General features: G+C 66.7%; 16 protein-coding genes. 5 read left to right on the top strand and 11 right to left on the bottom strand.

Annotation, left to right across the window (positions count from 1 at the left end; translation table 11 throughout):
• The first annotated feature begins 12 nt into the window (after nt 1-12).
• Together GEV01_RS01205 and GEV01_RS01200 are read left to right on the top strand one after the other, a co-directional pair.
• Nucleotides 13-855 (top strand): universal stress protein, encoded by an 843-nt coding sequence (locus GEV01_RS01205; protein WP_152800924.1) that lies wholly within the window; start codon nt 13-15, stop codon nt 853-855.
• Between the two features lie 9 nt (nt 856-864).
• Entirely contained in the window at nt 865-1671 is an 807-nt protein-coding gene (locus GEV01_RS01200; protein WP_152800922.1) for a universal stress protein, read from the top strand.
• A 13-nt stretch (nt 1672-1684) separates the two neighbouring features.
• On the opposite strand, the gene GEV01_RS01195 is transcribed toward GEV01_RS01200, so the two are convergent.
• Together GEV01_RS01195 and GEV01_RS01190 are read right to left on the bottom strand one after the other, a co-directional pair.
• Nucleotides 1685-3430: a PHA/PHB synthase family protein gene (locus GEV01_RS01195; protein WP_328595406.1), complete on the bottom strand. Its 1746-nt coding sequence runs from the start codon at nt 3428-3430 to the stop codon at nt 1685-1687.
• A gap of 122 nt (nt 3431-3552) precedes the next feature.
• Nucleotides 3553-4482, bottom strand: a complete 930-nt coding sequence (locus tag GEV01_RS01190) for a Gfo/Idh/MocA family protein (RefSeq protein ID WP_268878348.1) — start codon at nt 4480-4482, stop codon at nt 3553-3555.
• A gap of 140 nt (nt 4483-4622) precedes the next feature.
• On the opposite strand from GEV01_RS01190, the gene GEV01_RS01185 reads away from it, so the two are divergent.
• Together GEV01_RS01185 and GEV01_RS01180 are read left to right on the top strand one after the other, a co-directional pair.
• Nucleotides 4623-5720, top strand: a complete 1098-nt coding sequence (locus GEV01_RS01185) for an acyl-CoA dehydrogenase family protein (RefSeq protein ID WP_152800920.1) — start codon at nt 4623-4625, stop codon at nt 5718-5720.
• An 8-nt stretch (nt 5721-5728) separates the two neighbouring features.
• Nucleotides 5729-6772, top strand: coding sequence for a serine hydrolase domain-containing protein (locus tag GEV01_RS01180; RefSeq protein WP_152800918.1), 1044 nt, complete (start codon nt 5729-5731; stop codon nt 6770-6772).
• Here the strand turns inward: GEV01_RS01180 and GEV01_RS01175 are convergent.
• Entirely contained in the window at nt 6769-7974 is a 1206-nt protein-coding gene (locus tag GEV01_RS01175; RefSeq protein ID WP_152800916.1) for an NnrS family protein, read from the bottom strand. The genes GEV01_RS01180 and GEV01_RS01175 overlap by 4 nt on opposite strands.
• Before the next feature lie 186 nt (nt 7975-8160).
• Here GEV01_RS01175 and GEV01_RS01170 point away from each other — a divergent pair, with 186 nt between their 5' ends.
• Entirely contained in the window at nt 8161-8439 is a 279-nt protein-coding gene (locus GEV01_RS01170; RefSeq protein WP_152800914.1) for a heavy-metal-associated domain-containing protein, read from the top strand.
• Between the two features lie 19 nt (nt 8440-8458).
• Here GEV01_RS01170 and GEV01_RS01165 read toward each other — a convergent pair whose 3' ends face one another.
• From GEV01_RS01165 to GEV01_RS01130, 8 genes are all read right to left on the bottom strand, one after another.
• Nucleotides 8459-9124, bottom strand: a complete 666-nt coding sequence (locus GEV01_RS01165; RefSeq protein ID WP_152800912.1) for a response regulator — start codon at nt 9122-9124, stop codon at nt 8459-8461.
• Between the two features lie 24 nt (nt 9125-9148).
• On the bottom strand, nt 9149-11077 hold the full coding sequence (locus tag GEV01_RS01160; RefSeq protein WP_152802254.1) for a type IV pili methyl-accepting chemotaxis transducer N-terminal domain-containing protein: 1929 nt from the start codon (nt 11075-11077) through the stop codon (nt 9149-9151).
• A gap of 98 nt (nt 11078-11175) precedes the next feature.
• A complete protein-coding gene (gene moaA / locus GEV01_RS01155) occupies nt 11176-12150 on the bottom strand; it encodes a GTP 3',8-cyclase MoaA (RefSeq protein WP_152800910.1) in 975 nt (324 codons plus the stop codon).
• Nucleotides 12151-12339: 189 nt separating this feature from the next.
• Nucleotides 12340-13086, bottom strand: coding sequence for a peptidylprolyl isomerase (locus GEV01_RS01150; RefSeq protein ID WP_152800908.1), 747 nt, complete (start codon nt 13084-13086; stop codon nt 12340-12342).
• A gap of 10 nt (nt 13087-13096) precedes the next feature.
• The gene (narI, locus tag GEV01_RS01145; protein WP_008449118.1) at nt 13097-13780 is read right to left on the bottom strand and encodes a respiratory nitrate reductase subunit gamma; all 684 of its coding nucleotides are present in this window, start codon (nt 13778-13780) and stop codon (nt 13097-13099) included.
• A 10-nt stretch (nt 13781-13790) separates the two neighbouring features.
• A complete protein-coding gene (gene narJ / locus GEV01_RS01140) occupies nt 13791-14468 on the bottom strand; it encodes a nitrate reductase molybdenum cofactor assembly chaperone (RefSeq protein ID WP_152800906.1) in 678 nt (225 codons plus the stop codon).
• Nucleotides 14461-16017 carry a nitrate reductase subunit beta gene (gene narH / locus GEV01_RS01135; RefSeq protein ID WP_152800904.1) on the bottom strand — a complete coding sequence of 519 codons (1557 nt, stop codon included), beginning with the start codon at nt 16015-16017 and terminating at the stop codon, nt 14461-14463. Before narH ends, narJ begins: the two co-directional genes overlap by 8 nt.
• Nucleotides 16014-19721 (bottom strand): nitrate reductase subunit alpha, encoded by a 3708-nt coding sequence (locus tag GEV01_RS01130; RefSeq protein WP_152800902.1) that lies wholly within the window; start codon nt 19719-19721, stop codon nt 16014-16016. Before GEV01_RS01130 ends, narH begins: the two co-directional genes overlap by 4 nt.
• Nucleotides 19722-19818: the final 97 nt, after the last annotated feature.

Below are 19818 nucleotides of genomic sequence, written 5' to 3'. Positions count from 1 at the left end.
CAGGAGTACGCCATGTCCTACAAATCCATCCTCGTCCACGTCGACAGCTCGGACACCGTCACCGAGCGCGTCGCCGTGGCCGCCCGCCTCGCCGCCGGGCAGGACGCCCACCTGATCGGCGCGGCGGCCACCGGCGTCCTCTCCGAGTACTACCGCAGCAGCGCCATGATGTACGCGGGCATGGTGCCGCAGGACCAGATCGACGAGCTGACCCGCAGCGCCGAACAGGCGCTGGACCGCTTCGAAGCCCAGGCCCGCGCGGCCGACGTCCGCCACGAGCGCCGCATCAGCGACGACACGGCCCAGGACGGCCTGCTGCTGCAAGCGCGCTACGCCGACCTGGTGGTGCTGAGCCAAAGCGAGCCGGGCGAGGAAGGCCTGCTGCTGGGGCCTGGCCTGGCGGCCTACCTGGCGCTGTACGGCGGCCGGCCGGTGCTGGTCGTGCCCTACGCCGGCACCTATCCGCATATCGACCGCCACGCGCTGGTGGCCTGGGACGGCAGCCGCGCCGCCACCCGCGCCGTCACCGACGCGCTGCCGCTGCTGCGCCGCAGCGCCCGCGTGACGCTGGTGGTGTTTGACCCAAAACGCCAGTACGGCGTGCATGGCGCCGAGCCGGGCGCGGACATCGCGCTGTTCCTGGCGCGCCACGGCGTCAAGGTCGAGGTCTTGCAGCAGCCCAAGCCGGAGAGTATGAATGTCGGCGAGGCCCTGCTGTCGCTGTCGGCCGACCTCGGCGCCGACCTGCTGGTGATGGGCGCCTACGGCCACCTGCGCTGGCGCGAAATGGTGCTGGGCGGCGTCACCCGCACGCTGCTCGAATCGATGACGCTGCCCGTACTGATGTCGCACTGAGGCACGGCGATGAGCTACCAGACCATAGCCGTCCATTGCGACCAGTCGCGCCACGCCAGCGCCCGCCATGCGCTGGCCATCCAACTGGCCCAGGCCACCGGCGCCCATCTGACGGGCGTGGCGGCTACCGGCCTTTCCCGCTATGCCGACTGGGACGACGCGCGCGGCGCGTGGCCGCTGCCGCCGTATGCGCTGGACCACCTGCGCCGGCAAGCCGCCCGCGCGCTGGCCGCCTTCGAACGCGACGTGACGGCGGCGGGCTTCGGCACATGGTCCAGCAGCCTGCAGGAGGACGACGCCGAGAGCGCGCTGCTGCTGCATGCGCGCTATGCGGACCTGCTGGTGCTGAGCCAGACCGATCCCGACGAGATCCAGTTCGGTGTCAGCCGTCCACTGCCGCCGGAACTGCTGCTGCACAGCGGGCGGCCGCTGCTGCTGGTGCCGAACTCCGTCAGCGCGGCCGGCGCCCCCGCGCCCACGCTAACCCGCCATGCGTTGCTGGCCTGGGACGGCGGCACACGGGCGGCGCGCGCCTTCAGCGACGCCCTGCCGCTGCTGCGGCTGGCCGAGCGCATCACGCTGCTGGTACTCAATCCCGGCAGCGATCCGGCCCGCCACGGCCTGCGGGTGGACGTGATGCGCGAGTTCACCAAGGCCGACACCGGCCCGGCGCTGTTATGCGCGGCGGCGGAGCGGGGCTGCGACCTGCTGGTGATGGGCGGCTACGGCCACCGCCGCCTGCACGAGACGCTGGTGGGCGGCGCCACCCGCGGCGTGCTGCGCGAGGCGTCGCTGCCGGTGCTGATCGCGCACTGAGGGCCGCAGCCCGTCAACACTCCAGCACGAAATGTCCTGGAGCCGGACCCAGCACCCGTCCCAGGCCCATGGCCGGCGGCGCCACCCGCTGCCGCGCCGAGTGGCGCACCAGCCATTGCTGCCAGTGCGGCCACCACGAACCCTCGCTGCGGTCGGCGCCGGCCAGCCATTCGTCCGGGCTGTTGTAGCCGGATCCGCTGGCCGGACGGCTGCGGTAGCTGCGGCCGGCGTGGCCGGGCTCGGAAACGATGCCGGCATTGTGCCCGCCCGAGGCCAGCACGAAATCGATGGCCGCGCAGCTGAGCAAATGGATCTTGTACACCGAGCGCCACGGCGACACATGGTCGCGCTCGGTGGCGACGACGAACAGCGGCGTGCGGATGTCGGCCAGCGCCACCGGCTTGCCCTGCACCCGGTAGCGGCCCTCGGCTAGGTCGTTGCGCAGGAACAGGCCGTGCAGGTATTCGCTGTGCATGCGGAACGGCAGCCGCGTGCTGTCGGCGTTCCAGGACATCAGATCGTTCGGCGCGGTGCGCTCGCCCAGCAGGTACTCGCGCATCATGCGCGACCACACCAGATCGCGCGCGTGCAAGAGCTGGAACGAGGCCGCCATCTGGTCGCCATCCAGGTAGCCCTGGTCCCACATCAGCGCGTCGAGCAGCGCCAGTTCGCTGTGGTCGATGAACAGGCCCAGTTCGCCCGGCTCGCTGAAATCGGTCTGCGCCGCCAGCAGCGAGACCGAGGCCAGCTTGCCCGGCCGGCCATGTTCGCCGGAATCGAGTGCGGCGGCGGCAATCGCCAGCAGCGTGCCGCCCAGGCAGTAGCCCACCGCGTGCACCGCCTCGCCGCCGCCCAGCCGGTCCGCCTGTTCCAGCGCGGCGAACACGCCGCGTTGCAGATAGTCTTCCATGCCCATGTCGCGGTCGTGCCGGTCCGGATTGCGCCAGGACAGCATCAGCACCGTGTGGCCCTGCTGCACCAGATGGCGCACCAGCGAATTGTGCGGAGACAGGTCGAGGATGTAGTACTTCATGATCCACGACGGCACGATCAGCACCGGCTCGCGGTAGACCTGCGCGGTCTGCGGCGCGTACTGGATCAGCTCCATCAACTCGTTGCTGTAGATGACCTCGCCCGGCGTAACCGCCACATCCTGCCCCGGCACGTAGTTGGGGCCGACCGGTTCCGGCACCGCCATGCCGGGCGGCGCCAGGCGGCGGCACAGGTCGCGCCGCCAGTTGAGCGCGCCATTGGCCAGGCTGCGCCCGCCGCTGGCGGCCGCGGCCCGCAGCACTTCCGGATTGGTCCAAAGGAAATTCGACGGCGAGCACATGTCCAGCAACTGGCGCGCGGTGAACGCCACCACCTCGGCGTGGTGCGGCGCCACGCCGCGCACGCCGGTGGTGGCCTGGGTCCAGAAGCGCTCGGCCAGCTTGAAGCCCTGCACGTACTGCGAAAACGGCCATAGCCGCCAGGCGAAGCTGTCGAAGCGGCTATCGCCGCCGGTTTCGGCCGACGCCGGCGCGGCCAGCCCGCCGAGGCACTGCGCCGCCAGCTCGCTGCAAGTGCCCGGCGAGACGGCCAGGTGCTGCCACCAGTCCTGGAACGCCAGCGACATCGCAATCGGCGAGACGCCGCCGGTCAGGCGTGCAATCCGGCTTTGCAGGTACAGGTCGAGCGCGTTGGCGCGCGGCGCGCTCTCCGGTGCCGGGGCCGGTGTCGGCGCCGCCGGGACTACTTTCAACTGTGCATTCTTCACAAGTCCTCCTCGGTAGCAGATGGACTTGATTATGGTTGGCGGGCGGCCCGGAAGTATTTGATCCAGATCAAGTATTTCCGCAACCGCGCTACGGTGCATGTGCGTGTGCCGGTGGCGGGCGGTCAGTCGTGGAAGGCGTCCACCACCTTGCGCCGGCCCAGCATGAAGGCGTCGGCCACATGGCGCAGCGGCGCCACGTCCACCTCGGCGCGGCCGGCGCGCACCAGTTCGGCGAAGCGGCGGTACAGCGACGGGTACTCGGCCTCCTTCTCCAGCGGCTGCTCGACACCGTGCACCCACAGGCGCGCGCCGCCATTGCTCAGCTTGAGTTCGCCGTCGGCGGTCTGGACCACGATGTCCCAGCTTTGGGGGCCGGTCTGGCGCCAGTCGAACTGGGCGTGCACCGGCATGCCGGCGGCGTCCTGGAAATGCAGCTCGGCCGCGATCGGCGCGTCGCGGTTTTCCGGGAACTCCAGCGTGGCGCGGGTCAGAAAGATCCGCGACTGCAGGATTTCGGTGACGATGGACAGCGCGTTGATGCCGGGATCGAACACGCCCAGGCCGCCGGCCTGCCAGATCCACTCCTGGTTCGGGTGCCACTGGCGCACGTCTTCCTTCCAGCTGACCTGCATGGCGGTCGGCGCGTGGGCGGCCAGGTAGGCCTTGGCCGGCTGCACCGCCGGCGCGTAGCGCGAATGCCAGCTGGTGAACAGCGTCACGCCCCGGGCGGCGGCCAGCGCCTCCAGGTCGGCCACTTCCGACAGCGTCGCGCCCGGCGGCTTTTCCAGGAACACGTGCTTGCCGGCCGCCAGCGCCACCTGCGCGGCCTGGTAGCGGTACTGCGGCGGCATGCAGAGCGACACGGCGTCGATCTCCGGCACCGCCCCCAGCATGGCCTCGATGGAGGTGTAGCCCGGCAGGCCGGCCACGGTGTGGTGCCGGCTGGCCGAAGCCACCAGTTCGAAATCGGCGTTGGCCGCGATGGCTGGCAGGTGCTGGTCGTGGACGATCTTGCCGACGCCGACGATCGCGAGTTTGATTGCTGACATCATCAGTCTTTCATAAAGTGGGAGATTGCGCGCCACCATGCTACGACGCCCGCGCCGTCGATACCAATCATTTTTCTCGCGGCAAACATACGGAAATGGAATGGCTGTCCCCGCTTGACGGCCGATAATGCGAAAATACGGGCATGACACCTCATCTCCTCGCGCGCGACGCGCGCCGCATCGAACGCTACGCCGCCATGGCGGACACCGCCCGCTTCCTGCACCCGATCCAGCAAGCCCTGCTGCACCGGCGCGGCTGGCTCAAAATGCTGGCCCCGCGCGCCAGCGGCGGCGCCGAGCTGCCGTTGCCGCAGGCGGTCCGCCTGGAGGAAGCCGTGGCCGCCGTCGACGGCAGCATGGGCTGGGTATTGACCTTGTGCGCGGGCGCCGGCTGGTTCGCCGGCTTTCTGCCGCCGGCGCTGGCGCGCGACATCATCGGCGGCAAGCGCGTCTGCCTGGGCGGCAGCGGCGCCCCGACCGGCTATGCCGAGCAGGAAGGCGATGGGGAAGCCGCAGGGTTCCGCATCACCGGCCGCTGGGACTACGCCAGCGGCGCCCCGATGGCCACCCATTTCACCCTGAACGCCGTGCTGCGCGCCAATGGCCAGCCGCTGCTGGACGAACGCGGCGCACCGCGTATCCGCGCCTTCCTGGTGCCGGCCGAGCAGGTGCAGATCGTGCCGTCGTGGGGCAGCATCGGCATGCGCGCCAGCGCTTCGCACAGCTACCGCATCGACGGTGCCTGGGTGAGCGAGCAGTACGGCTTCGCCATCCGCCCCGATGCGGCGACGGCGGACGGGCCGCTGTACCGTTTTCCGTTTTACTCGCTGGCCTTCGTCACTCTGGCAGCCAATATCGTGGGCATGGCCGGCCATTTCGTGCGGCTGGCCGAGCCCTGCATGCGCCGCCGCCGGCACGCGGCGCAAGACTTGCCGCTGCTGGAGGTGCCGGAAGTGGCCGCGCTGCTTCACGCGAAGCAAAGCGCGCTGGCCGCCGCCCGCCTGCATTTCTACGCGGTGCTGGACCACAGCTGGGCGCAGGTGGTTGGCGGCACGCCGCTCGACGCTGACGCCATGCACGCCGTGCAGGCCAGCTCACTGGCGCTGGTGGCGGCCGCGCGCGCGGCGGTCGACGAGCTGTATCCCTACTGCGGCCTGTACGCGGCACACGAGGACAGCACCATCAACCGCGTCTGGCGCGACTTCCACACTGCCAGCCAGCACTCGCTGCTGCTTCCCTAGAGCGGCCAATGAGAACGCCCCTCTTGCTCGTACTGCTGGCGTGCGTCCAGGCATCCGCCGCGACGCCGGCCGCGCACTGGCCAGCCATGAGCGGCCAGAGTCCCGCATGCCGCGCCGGCGTGACGCAGGCGCTGGACTATCTGAAGACCTTGCCCAGCACTTCGATGATGGCGGTGCGCGACGGCCAGGTGCTGGCCAGCTATGGCCCAGTGGAGCGGCCGGAGCAAGTCTACTCGGTGCGCAAGAGCTTGCTGGCCATGATGTACGGCCCATACGTGGCCGACGGCACGATCGCGCTGGACCGCAACCTGGCCTCGCTGGGCATCGACGATGTAGGCGGCCTGCTGCCGCTGGAACGCACGGCCACCGTGGGCGATCTGCTGGCGGCGCGCTCGGGCGTCTATCACGCGGCGGCCAATCCCGGCGACGATGCCGAAGCAGCACCGCCGCGCGGCTCGCAAACACCGGGCGCCTACTTCCTGTACAACAACTGGGACTTCAACGCCGCCGGCACCGTGTTCGAACAGCTGACCGGGCGCGACATCTATCGAAGCTTCGACAGCCAGCTGGCCCAGTCCCTGCAGATGGAGGATTTCCAGCTGTCGCAGCAGCGCCGCAACGGCGACCCGGCCCGCTCGCGCCACCTGGCCTACCACTTCCATCTGTCGACCCGCGACATGGCACGCCTCGGCCAACTGATGCTGCAACAGGGCAGCTGGAACGGACGCCAATTGCTGCCCGCCGACTGGGTCAAGCGCATCACCACGCCGCTGACCCATGCGGCCGACATGCACCCGCCATCCACCGCGCGCCGCCAGCTCGACTACGGCCTGCTGTGGTGGATACCATCCGTGCCGGCCGGCTCGCCGCTGGCGGGCGCTTACATGGCCTGGGGCTACTACGGCCAGTACATCCTCGTCATCCCGCAACAAAACATGGTGATCAGCCACCAGCGCGTGGTCGCCCCGGCCCAGGCGCGGACAGCGCGCAAAGTCAGCCCGGCCGAATTCCTGCGGCTGGCCGCGCTGCTGGCGCAGGCCCCCTGCCCTTAGCCGGGTTTGCCATCGACGCGCACGCTGCTCAGGTACGGCGCGTAGACGTAGGCGTACAGGCCGAATGCGACCGTCCAGCACAGCGCGCTGAGCACCAGGGTGCCGGCGCCGCCATCCCAGCCCAGCGCCGACAATACGCGGGTCAGTGCGCTGAACTGGATCAGCGCGAACATCGAGGTCTCCGCCCTGCCCGCGCGCAGCGGACGGCCGGTGTGGCCCAGCGTGGTGCGCGTCATCATGCCCAGGATCAGGCCGGCCATCGAGCCGACCGTCAGCGCGTGGAAACCGGCGCTGGCACTGACCATCTGCCAGCGCGACAGCACCAGCAACAGCAGGCCGGCGGCGATCCACGCGTAGGACAAGTGCATGATCCACAGCAGCGGCACGCGGCCCGTCTTCAGCGCCTGCCAGCGCCACAGCCGCAGCAGCACCAGCGCGGCGGCCGCCACGCCGACGGGCGCGATCAGCCAGGCGGGCACGCCGGTGATCCAGCACAGCGCAAACGCCGCCAGCAAGCCCAGCGACCACTTGTCCAGCTTGGGTTGCACCAGGGGCGTGGTGCCCGGCGCGCCATTGCGGGTGAACATGGGAATGATGCGTGTGCCGATCGCCCCTTCCATCAGCACAACGACCAGGATCGCAGCCTGCACCGGCGCGATCGGATTGGCCGCCAGCCGGCCCAGGGTGATGGCGTGGAACACGCCGTTGGCCGCAGCCATCAGCGCCAGCAGGCCGACCAGGAAGTAGTTGCGGCGGTTGCCGGCTTTTTGCATCACGCGCCACAGTGGCCAGGCCGCCGCCGGCAGGAACAGCCAGTCCACCAGCGCGCCGGCCAGCGGTGGCGCCAGCAGCATCGCCAGCCGGCCCAGCAGCCACAAGGCCACCAGCGCCGCCAGCTTGCCGCGCACCGGCGTCCAGTTGCCGGTCCAGTTAAACGCGGCCGTGTACAGGAAACCGACCACCACCGCCGCCGCCATGCCGAACACCATCTCATGCATATGCCAGGCGAAGCCGACATACAGCCAGCCGTCGGCGCCGGCCGGCCACCAGCCCAGGTAGCGCAGCATCCACAGCGGAATCGCCAGCGCAGCGAAGCCCGCCGCAGCCAGGTAGAACGGCCGGAAGCCCAGCCGCCAAAGGGGATGGCTGCCATCCCATGCGCCGGCTTTCCCGGCGGGTTCTTCAATATGGAGCAAGCTCATGATCTACATCCTGTAAGAGTATGCGGTCATTGTGGTCGCAGCTGCCGCCGGTTGAAAGTTGACGCCCGATTCGCATAACCTGGATCAAGAAAAATCCAATTGCCTGCCGCTTTTTCCGCCGCGCTATCGACCGCCGGCAAGCTTTGGCTTAGGCTGTCTGCGTGTTACCAATAACCAAGGAATGCTATGCAAACAGAACTCATTATCGACGGCATGGACGGCGAAGCCTGTGCCGACATCATCGCCCGCGTCCTCGGCGACATCGACGGCGTCAGCGATGTGCGCGTCTCCTTGCGCGACCGCCGCGCCAGCGCGCGCATCGATGAATCGTTGACCTCGCCGCATCTGTTGATGCGCAAGCTGGCGATGGCCGGCTACGCTTCCAGCGCCGCCACCGAGGCCGTGCCAGTGGCCGCACCGGCGGCCGCAGCGGGCGGCTGCTGCGGAGGTTGCTGCGGCGGCTAATCCGCCACCACGAAACGCCTCAACCGCCACCGTGCATGCGGTGCTCGACCGCATACACGGCCGCCTGCACCCGGCTGCTCAGCTTCAGTTTCTTCAACACATTCTGCACATGAATCTTGACCGTGCTTTCGGCCAGGTCCAGCGTGCGCGCGATGCCCTTGTTGCTTTCGCCGCGCGCCAGGCAATCGAGGATTTCCCGTTCGCGCGGCGTCAGCTTGTCCAGCTCGGAAGCCGCCGGCGTCGCCGCACCGCTTTGCAACTGCGCCACCAGCTTGGCGGTCATGGCCTCGGCCACCACCGTCTCGCCGGCGGCGGCGCGGCGTATCGCCCGGGTCAGATAATCGGTGTCGATATTTTTCAGCAGATAGCCGCTGGCGCCCGCCTTCAGCGCCACGCTCAAGTCTTCCGCATCCTCGGACACGGTCAGCATCACGATCGCGCTGTCCGGGCAATCCTGGCGCAGCAGCTGCAGCGTTTCCACGCCGGACATGCCCGGCATATTCAAATCCAGCAGGATCACCTGCGGCTTGAGCTGCTGCGCGCGCTTGACGCCTTCGAAGCCGTCGGCGGCCTCGCCCACCACCGCGAATTCCGGGTGGCGCTGCAACAGCGAGCGTATGCCGCTGCGGAACAGCGTATGGTCGTCGACCAGCAACACGCTGATAGTGCTTGCTTCATTGTCCATCGGTTCCAGCCTTTCTTGATAGGTTTATGCGGCGCGGCGCTGGGCGCGCGGCAGGCGCAGCACCACCTCGGTGCCCGCGCCCGGCGCCGACTTCAGGTGCAGCTGTGCGTCGATGCGCTGCGCCCGCTCGCGCATGATGTTGATGCCGACATGGGCCTCGCCCAGCGACTCCAGCGCGGCCGGATCGAAGCCATGGCCGTTGTCGCGCACGCTGAGCGTAAAGTCCTGCTCGTCCACCAGCCTCACCCATACCTGGCTGGCCGAGGAATGCTTGCGCACGTTCGACAGCGCTTCCTGCACGATGAACAGCAATTGCAGCTGGTGCTCGCGCGGGAAAGGCGCACCGTCGGAATCGGCCTCGAAATCGACCGCGATGCCGCTCTGGCGCCGGAACTTGTCGACCACTGTTTCCAGCGATGTCACCAGGTTGCCCTCTTGCAGACGGGTGCGGAAGTTGTGCAGCAGCTCGCGTACATCCTGGTAGCTCTCCTCGACGCCGGCCCGCAGCGCCGGCACGATGCTCTCCACCTCGTCCAGCCGCTGGTTCTCCAGCGACTGCTCCAGCATCTGCACCTGCAGGTTCAGGAAGTTCAGTCCCTGGGCGATGCTGTCGTGCAGGCCTTGCGCCACCAGGTTGCGTTCTTCGGAAATGGCCAGCTCACGGTCGCGGCCTTGCAGGCGCTGGTTCTCGATCGCCGTGCCCAGAAGCTGGCCCAGCGTCTCCAGGAGCGCCGTCTGCGCGGCGGAAAACACCGTCGTCGCGCGGAAGTGCAGATTGAAGAAGCCCAGATGCTGGCGCTGCGCAAAGATGTGGAAGATCGAAATCGTCGCGAAGCCCTCGCGGTGGCATTGCAGCATATTGCGGTCGTCCTTGCGCCGCAGGTCGTGGATCACAGCCAGCTTGCTGACCACCGCCTCGCCGCACAGGCACTCGCCCACTTTCAGGCAGCGCTCGGTCTCGACCAGTTTCTCCGACAAGCCCCAATGCACCAGCATATGCAGGTTGTCGCGGTTGGGGTCGAGGATGCGGACCGAGCCGCCATCGGCCTTGAAATACTCGCTGATGCGTTGCAGGAAGCCCTCGCACATCGCCTCCGCCGACTGCACCTGCTGCAGGAAGGACGCGCTGTCGTACAACAGCGCCAGTTCGCGGTTCTGCTGCTCAAGTTCGAAGGTCTTCAGATGGACCCGCTGTTCCAGGTTCTGGTAGGAGTCCTTGAGCTTGTCGGCCATCTGGTTGAAGCCGCGCGCCAGCATGCCGAATTCGTCATTGCTGTCGACCGGAAGCCGCACGCTGAAATCCTGCTCGCGCATACGCTCCATGCCCGCTTGCAGACGCGTCACCGGCGCCACGATCATGTCGAACAACAGGTAGATGATGCTGACCGTGCCCACCAGGGCCAGCGCCAGCAGGGACAGTTGCGAAGCACGCAGCCAGAAGGTGCGGCTTTCGCTGTCGCGCTCGATGCGCTGCACCAGTCCGTCCACACGCTGCACGAACTCCTCGGTGCGCTCCCGGACCAGTTGCAGGTGCGTGACCGGCACGGCTTCGGCCGCCGCCAGCGCGCGCACCGGCGGCGCCAGCACGCTGCGCCACTGCTGCTCGACCTCGCCATAAGCGGTGCGGATCGCGGCGGTCGGCGGCAGGAACAGCGGGCGTTGCGGATCGCCGCGCCGCAGCAGCGCCATCGTGTTGTCGATGCGGCCCAGCTGGGCATCCAGTTGCGCACTTGCGGCCTTGCGGTCGCCGCCGTTTTCCACTTGCATCGCCAGCATCGCCAGGCGATAGCTGTCCATGCGCAAACTGCCGGCCACATTGATCGCGGCGGCGCTGCCTTCGAGTTGCCACGACAGCAAAAGCGTGGCGCCGATCACCATCAGGGCGACCGCCAGAAAACTCAGCAGCAGGCCAACGATGCGGGTCGACAGTTTCTGCCAGCCGGCGAACAGCATCGGCTTCAGCACGGCGTGATGCGCCGGTAGGCGATATGGGACATGGTTTCTCCGTTATTCAACAGCCGAGTTGCAAGTATACACGCGCGGTAAGCAGGCTATCCACCGGTCTGCGACATAAAGCGGACGATCTTGGCGGGCGCCTGGCCGAAGTCATGCTGCTGGGGCTTGAGCTCGATGGCCTCGCGGATCGCCTGCTCCAGTTCGGTATCGCTGGCGCCGCCGCGCAGCAAGGGCCGCAGCGGATACTGCTGCTCCTGGCCCAGGCACAGGTACAGCGTGCCGTCCACCGCCAGCCGCACGCGGTTGCAGGTGGCGCAGAAATGCTGCGATAGCGGCGTGATAAAGCCGATGCTGGCGCTGCCGTCGGCCGTGGCCCAGTAGCGCGCCGGCCCGCCGCCCAGTTCCAGCGCCTGCGGCACCAGATTGAATTTTTCCGCCAGCCGCGCCTGCACCGGCGCCAGGTTCAGATAGGCCGTGTTGCGGCCCGTCTCGCCCATGGGCATGACTTCGATCAGGCGCAGCACGAACTGCTGTTCGATGCAGAACGCGGCCATGGCATCGATCTCGGCATCGTTGACGCCACGCATGGCCACCATATTGATCTTGACCGGCGCCAGTCCGGCCGCCTTGGCCGCCTGCAGGCCGTCCAGCACGGCGGGCAGGCAGTCGCGCCCGGTGATGCCGGCCATGCATTCGCGGTCCAGCGTGTCGAGGCTGACGTTGACGCGGGAAATGCCGGAGGCGGCCAGCGCCTCGGCGTAGCGCGCCAGCCGGGTGCCGTTGGTCGACAGCGACAGGTCGCGCACGCCGTCCAGCGAGGACAGTCGGGAAGCCAGTTGCGGCAGGTTGCGCCGGGTCAGCGGTTCGCCGCCGGTCAGGCGCACGCGCGAGGTGCCGAGCCGGGCGAAGGCTGCGACCACCCGTTCGATCTCGTCGAAGCTGAGCCAGTCGGGCGGATCTTCATAGCCCTTGAAATCCTTGGGCATGCAATAGGTACAGCGCAGGTCACAGCGGTCCGTGACCGACACCCGCAGATAGTCGATCGATCGACCAAAACGGTCGCTTAACATCGTCGCTCTCCTGTTATCAATGGTGTGAGGCCATTGTAGCGGCCGGGAAGCGTCCTGCCACTGCGCATGACGGCTTAACCGGCCTAGTTCGAAATGACTAGACGCCTCCTGTCGTTCCCGCGAAAGCGGGAACCCATGCTGCGCGTAACGGGATGCGGCGTATGGATTCCCGCTTTCGCGGGAATGACGTTACTGCACCAGCGGCGACTGCGCTCCGTCCAGTTCCACGCCCTGGATGTCGGCGCGGCCGACCAGGATGTGCAGATACTGGTGCAGCGCGCGCTGCCAGGACTGCCGGCTCAACTCGTCGGCAATCTGCGCCTGCACGGCGGCAAACGGCACCATCGCGCCCTCCACCCGCCGCTGCGCCTGCACGATATGCAAGCCGAAGCGCGTTTCCAGCAGCCGCCCGGCCAGCTCCCCCTGTTGCAGGCGGAACAGCAACTCATCGAATTCCGGCACGCACTGGCCGCGCGCCAGCTGGCCCAGGCTGCCGCCCAGAGCGCCCGATGGGCAGTTGGAATACTGCCGCGCCAATTCCTCGAAACGCTCCGGCCGCGCCTGAAGCTCGGCCAGAATCAGCTCCGCCGTCTGGCGCAGCAGCTCCAGCGGCGCCGCCGGCGTCACCTGGAACAGGATGTGGCGCGCCTCGACCAGATCGCCGCTGCGGAAGCGCTGCGGCTGGCTCTGGTAGTAGCGCAGGCTGCTGGCCTCGTCCACCTCCGGCACCACCACTTCCTGCGCGAACAGGTTCTCGATGCGCTCATCTTCATCGGAGCCGGCGATGCCCAGCCGGTCCGCCTCCTGCAACAGCACCTGGCGCAACACCGCTTCGTGCACCGCCTGGCGCAGCGGGTTGTCCGCCTTGGCCTGGTGCGGCAACTCCGCCGCGATGACGCTGTCGTCGATGTCGACGCCGTTGACTGCGATACCCATGATCGTCTCCTTAGCGCGGACGCACCAGTTGATAAGCGCGGCTCAGGTAAGTGACGGCGCCGAAGCCGCTCCACACATGCACCAGGCGGGTGAACGGGAAGATCGCAAACAGCGACATGCCCATGAACAGATGCAGCTTGAACACCAGCGGCGCTTCCTCAATGAAGCCGGCGGCGTCGCCACGCAGCGTCACCACATGCTGCGCCCAGCTCATCAGCAGAACCATCATGTGACCGTCCATGTGCGAAGCCGACACAAAGATCGACGACAGGCCCAGCAACAAGGTCGCCAGCAGCCACACCAGCACCAGCTTGTCCTTGAAGGTGCTGCGGGCGCGCACGCGGTCGTTGCTCAGGCGGCGGGCGATCAGCATCAGCAGGCCGATCAGGCACAGCGAGCCCATCACGCCGCCGGCCACCATCGCCACCAGCTGCTTGGCGCCGTGGGTGACGCCCAGCGTATCCCACACCCACACCGGCGTCAGCAGCCCGGCCATGTGGCCGAAGAACAGGCCCAGCACGCCAATATGGAACAGCGGACTGCCCAGCTTCAGCATGCCGCTGTTGAGCGTCTGGCTGGACTCGGACTTCCAGCTGTACTGCTCACGGTCAAAGCGGATCAGGCTGCCAACGAAGAAGATGGCCAGCGCGATGTAGGGATAGATGCCAAACAAGAATTGATGTAAATAGTTCATATTATTCTCCTCAATGACGCTGCGGCGCCGCCGCTTTCGGATAGAAATGCACCGGATGGGCGCCCCCGCCCATGGCCGGGGCCAGCAGAGGCTCGATGCCGTCGGCGCCGGGGCCGAAGGTTTCCAGCGCCTCGTCCATGTCGCGCACCGGCGGCTCGCTCAACTCCTCGGCCTGTACCGGCGTCAGCGTCTGCAACAGATCGAACACGCAGGCATACGGACTGCCGTTGGCGTGCAGCTTGCGGCCGATATAGGCCAGCACGTGAATCGCATCGCCCAGCACGCGCTGCGCCTCGGACTGCTCCAGCTGCGACAAATACTCCAGGAACAGCGGCACATAGTCCGGCAAGTCGTTGCCGACCATTTGCAGGCCGTGCTTGCTGTACTCGGCCAGCAGGTCGACCATCGCCTGCCCCCGGTCGCGCGACTCACCGTGGATATGCTCGAACAGGTGCAGCGAATGCGACGGGTTGCGGTCGAAGGTCGTCACATACTGCTGCTGCAAGTCGATCAGCGCGGTGCGGCGCATATGCAGCATCAGCCCTTCCAGCGCGGCGTGCCAGCGCGGCAGCGTGTCCAGCAGGTGCCGGTCCAGCTCCGGCAACTCGGCCAGCAGCTCCGGTTCCGGATACAGCAGCAGCGCCGACAGCACGCAATAGCCGTGGGCTTCGTTGGTATGGTCAGACATCGAGGTTCTCTCTTTTCTTGCGCGACTTCGGCATCGACATGAAGATCTCCGAACCGTGCTTGCGTTTGCCGAACAGGCTGGCATCGCTGACGCCGTCCGAACAGCCGTTGCCGAAGCTGAAGCCGCAGCTGCCCTTTTCGTTGAAGCTGTCCTCGGCCATTTCCTTGTGGCTGCTCGGGATCACGAAACGGTCTTCGTAATTGGCGATGGCCATGATGTGGTACATGTCTTCGACCATCTCCGCCTCCAGCCCGACCTGCTTCAGCACGTTCAGGTCCGGCACGGCCGCCACATGCTTGCTGCGCATGTAGGCGCGCATGGCCAGCATGCGGTCCAAGGCGCGTATCACCGGCTGCTGGTCGCCCGCCGTCAGCAGGTTGGCCAGGTATTGCACCGGAATGCGCAGGCTGGCGGTATCCGGCAGGATGCCGTTCTTGCCCATGCGGCCAGACTCTGCGGCGGCCTGGATAGGCGACAGCGGCGGGATGTACCACACCATCGGCAGCGTGCGGTATTCCGGATGCAGCGGGAACGCCACCTTCCACTCGACGGCCATCTTGTACACCGGCGAACGCTTGGCCGATTCCAGCCAGGAATCCGGGATACCCTGGCGGCGCGCTTCCTCAATCACGGCCGGATCATGCGGATCGAGGAACAGGCCCAGCTGCGACGGATACAGGTCGCGCGGATCGGCCACCGAGGCCGCCTGCTCGATCTTGTCGGCGTCGTACAGCAGCACGCCCAGGTAGCGGATGCGGCCCACGCAGGTTTCCGAGCACACCGTCGGCTGGCCCGCTTCGATGCGCGGATAGCAGAAGGTGCATTTCTCGGCCTTGCCGGACGACCAGTTGTAGTAAATCTTCTTGTACGGGCAACCGGAGATGCACATACGCCAGCCACGGCACTTGTCCTGGTCGATCAGCACGATGCCGTCGTCCTCGCGCTTGTACACCGAGCCCGACGGGCAAGACGCCACGCAAGTCGGATTGAGGCAATGCTCGCACAGGCGCGGCAAATACATCATGAAAGTGTTCTCGAAGGTGCCGTACATTTCCTTCTGCATATTGTCGAACAGCTTGTCCTGGCTGCGCTGGGCAAACTCGCCGCCCAGGTCGTCCTCCCAATTCGGACCCCACTCGATCTTTTCCATCTTCTTGCCGGTCAACACCGAGATCGGACGGGCCGTCGGCGGCGTTTCCGACAGCGGCGCGTTTTGCAGGCGCTCGTAGTCGTAGGTGAACGGCTCGTAGTACTCGTCGATCTGCGGCAGGTTGGGATTGGCGAAAATCTGCGCCAGGATCTTCAGCCGGCTGCCCTGGCGCGGCTCGATCTTGCCGGCGTCGGTGCGGCGCCAGCCGCCGTTCCACTTGTCCTGGTTTTCCCAGTCCTTCGGATAGCCGATGCCGGGCTTGGTCTCGACGTTGTTGAACCAGGCGTACTCGACGCCGTCACGGCTGGTCCACACGTTCTTGCACGTGACCGAGCAGGTGTGGCAGCCGATGCACTTGTCCAGGTTCAGCACCATGCCGATTTGCGCGCGAATTTTCATGCTTTGCTCCCATTCGTTTCTTTCAACGGACCTTCCAGCCAGTCGATCTTGTTCATCTTGCGCACCAACACGAATTCATCGCGGTTGGAGCCGACCGTGCCGTAGTAGTTGAAGCCCCACGACAGCTGGGCGTAGCCGCCTATCATGTGGGTCGGCTTGGTGACGGCGCGCGTCACCGAGTTGTGGATGCCGCCGCGCTTGCCCGACATCTCGGCGCCAGGCACGTTGATGATCTTTTCCTGTGCGTGGTACATCAAGGTCATGCCTTCCGGCACGCGCTGGCTGACGATGGCGCGGGCAGTCAGCGTGCCGTTGACGTTGAACACCTCGATCCAGTCGTTGTCGACGATGCCGGCCGCCTTGGCGTCGGTCTCCGACAGCCACACGTGCGGGCCGCCGCGCGACAGCGTCAGCATGCGCAGATTGTCCGAGTAGGTCGAGTGGATCCCCCACTTCTGGTGCGGCGTGATGAAGTTCAGCGCGATTTCCTTGTTACCGTTCGGCTGAGCCCCCAGCATCGCCGCCGTGGTCTTGGTGTTGATGGCCGGCTTGTACACGCACATGCCCTCGCCGAAATCGCGCATCCAGCGGTGATCCTGGTAGAACTGCTGGCGGCCCGTCAGCGTGCGCCAAGGGATCAGTTCGTGCACATTGGTGTAGCAGGCGTTGTAGCTGACCTCTTCCGACTCCAGGCCCGACCAGGTCGGCGAGGAAATGATCTTGCGCGGCTGCGCCTGCACGTCGCGGAAGCGGATGCTGTCATGCTCACGCGGCAGCGCCAGGTGCGTGTGGTCGCGGCCGGTGATGGTCGACAACGCGTCCCAGGCCTTGACCGCCACGTGGCCGTTGGTTTCCGGCGCCAGCGACAGGATCATCTCCGCCGCGTCGATAGCGGTGTCCAGGCGCGGCTGGCCGTGCGCCACGCCGGGCGCCGTCACCGTGCGGTTGATGCCGCGCAGTACCTCGACCTCATGGCCGGTCTTCCAGCCGATGCCCTTGCCGCCGTTGCCGATTTTTTCCAGCAGCGGGCCGATCGAGGTGAACTTCTGGTAAATCTGCGTGTAGTCGCGCTCTACCACGGTGAAGTTGGGCATGGTCTTGCCCGGCACCGGCTCGCATTCGCCGGCACGCCAGTCTTTCGGATCGAAGGGCTGGCCCAGCTCGCCCGGGGTGTCGTGCATCAGCGGGGTCAGCACCAGATCCTGCTGCGTGCCCAGGTAATCGCCGCCAATTTCCTCGAACTTCTTGGCGATGCCCTTGTAGATTTCCCAGTCCGAACGCGATTGCCACAGCGGCTGCACGGCTTCCGACAGCGGATGAATGAAGGGATGCATGTCCGACGTGTTCAAGTCGTCCTTCTCGTACCAGGTGGCGGTCGGCAGCACGATGTCGCCGTACAGGCAGGTGGTGGACATGCGGAAGTCCAGCACCACCAGCAGGTCCAGCTTGCCTTCAGCGGCCGGACGCACCTTGACGTCGCGCGGCTTGATGCAATGGTCCTCGTCGCTCATCAGCGCGTTCTGCGTACCCAGCAGGTACTTGAGGAAGTACTCGTGGCCCTTGCCCGAGCTGCCCAGGATGTTGGAGCGCCACACGAACATATTGCGCGGGAAGTTGGCCGGGTTGTCCGGATCGTCGCAGGAGAACTGCAGCTTCTGGTCCTTGATCTGGCCGACCGCGTAGTCGACCGGGCTCATGCCTGCGGCAGCGGCGGCGCGCGTCACTTCCAGCGGATTGGTTTGCAGCTGCGGCGCCGACGGCAGCCAGCCCAGGCGCTCGGCCTTGGCGTTGTAGTCCAGCAGCGTCATCGGCGCGACATCGGGGCCGGCCGTCGGCGAAGCGATTTCCTCGGTGTGCAGCTTCTCGTGGCGCCATTGGCTGGTGTGGGCGTAGAAGAACGAGGTGCCGTTCATCTGGCGCATCGGACGGTTCCAGTCCTGGGCGAACGCCAGCGGCGTCCAGCCGGTTTGCGGACGCAGTTTTTCCTGGCCCACGTAATGCGCCCAGCCGCCGCCCGACTGGCCGACGCAACCGCACATCATCAGCATGTTGATGATGCCGCGATAGGTCATGTCCATGTGGTACCAGTGGTTCAGCGCGGCGCCGACAATGACCATGCTCTTGCCGCGCGTCTGGTCGGCGTTCTCGGCGAACTGGCGGGCCACGGTGATGACATCCTCGGCCTTGACGCCGGTGTGCTTGACTTGCCAGGCCGGGGTGTAAGGCACGTCGTCCTCGTAGCTGCTGGCGACGTTGCCGCCGCCCAGGCCGCGGTCGATGCCGTAGTTGGCCAGCGTCAGGTCGAACACGGTGGCGACCAGCGCGGTGCTGCCGTCGGCCAAGGTCAGGCGCTTGACCGGCACGTTGCGCATCAGCATATCGCCGCTGTCCTTGCCGCCGAAATAAGGGAAGCCGACCGCCAGCACCTCATCGCTGCAGCCGATCAGCGACAGCAGCGGATCGACCGGCGCGCCATTGCCGCCCTCCTTCATCTCCAGGTTCCACTTGCCGGACTCGCCCCAGCGGAAGCCGATCGAACCGGCCGGCGCCACGATGCGGCCGCTGGCTTCGTCGATGACCAGGGTTTTCCAGTCCGGGTTGTTGGTTTCGTCCAGGTTGTTGGCCAGGTGCGAGGCGCGCAGGAAGTATTCCGGCGCCAGCTTGCCGTTCTGCTCTTTCAGCAGCACCAGCATGGGGAAGTCGGTGTACTGCTTGGCGTACTCGCTGAAGTAGTCCGACTGGTGCGCCGTGTGGTATTCGTTCAGGATCACGTGGCCCATGGCCATCGCCAGCGCAGCGTCGGTGCCCTGCTTCGGGGCCAGCCAGATATCGCCGAACTTCGCCATCTCGCCGAAGTCGGACGACACCGCCACCGTCTTGGTGCCCTTGTAGCGCACCTCGGTGTAGAAGTGGGCGTCGGGGGTGCGCGTCATCGGCACGTTCGAGCCCCACACCATCAGGTAGGTCGAGTTGTACCAGTCGGCCGATTCCGGCACGTCGGTCTGCTCGCCCCATACCTGCGGGCTGGCCGGCGGCAAATCGCAGTACCAGTCGTAGAAGCTCAGCGCCACGCCGCCGATCAGCGACAGGTAGCGCGTGCCGGCCGCATAGCTGACCATCGACATGGCGGGAATCGGCGAGAAGCCGACGATGCGGTCGGGGCCGTATTTCTTGATCGTCAGCGCATTGGCGGCGGCGATCATCTCGTTGCTCTCTTCCCAGGTGGCGCGCACGAAGCCGCCCAGACCGCGCACCGACTTGTACAGCGCGGCGCGTTCCGGGTTCTGGCTGATGTAGTCCCAGGCCGTGACCGGGTCCATGGTCTTGCGCGCCTCGCGCCACATTTCCATCAGGCGGCCGCGCACCATCGGGTACTTGACGCGCTGCGCCGAATACACGTACCACGAATAGCTGGCGCCGCGCGGGCAGCCGCGCGGCTCGTGGTTGGGCAAGTCGGGACGGGTACGGGGGTAATCGGTTTGCTGCGTTTCCCAGGTGATCAGCCCGTTCTTCACATAGACCTTCCAGCTGCACGAACCGGTGCAGTTGACGCCGTGCGTGGAGCGCACGATCTTGTCGTGCTGCCAGCGTTGGCGATAGGCGTTTTCCCAGGTGCGGTCCTCGTGCACGACGGCTCCGTGGCCGTCGGAAAAGGTCGATACCGTTTTATTGAAGAACTTCAGGCGATCCAGAAAGTGACTCATGCTGCCTCCTAACTTGCACCCGGCGGGGACCGGGCATGCGGTCGCATGCAACATGCATGGACTCGACGATGATTGCAGTCTAAGGAGCGCGGGCGTT

Source organism: Rugamonas rivuli (assembly GCF_009380165.1).
Taxonomy (GTDB): domain Bacteria; phylum Pseudomonadota; class Gammaproteobacteria; order Burkholderiales; family Burkholderiaceae_D; genus Rugamonas; species Rugamonas rivuli.
Note: the sequence above shows the minus strand (reverse complement) of the source record. Positions and strands in the feature narration are given on the sequence as shown.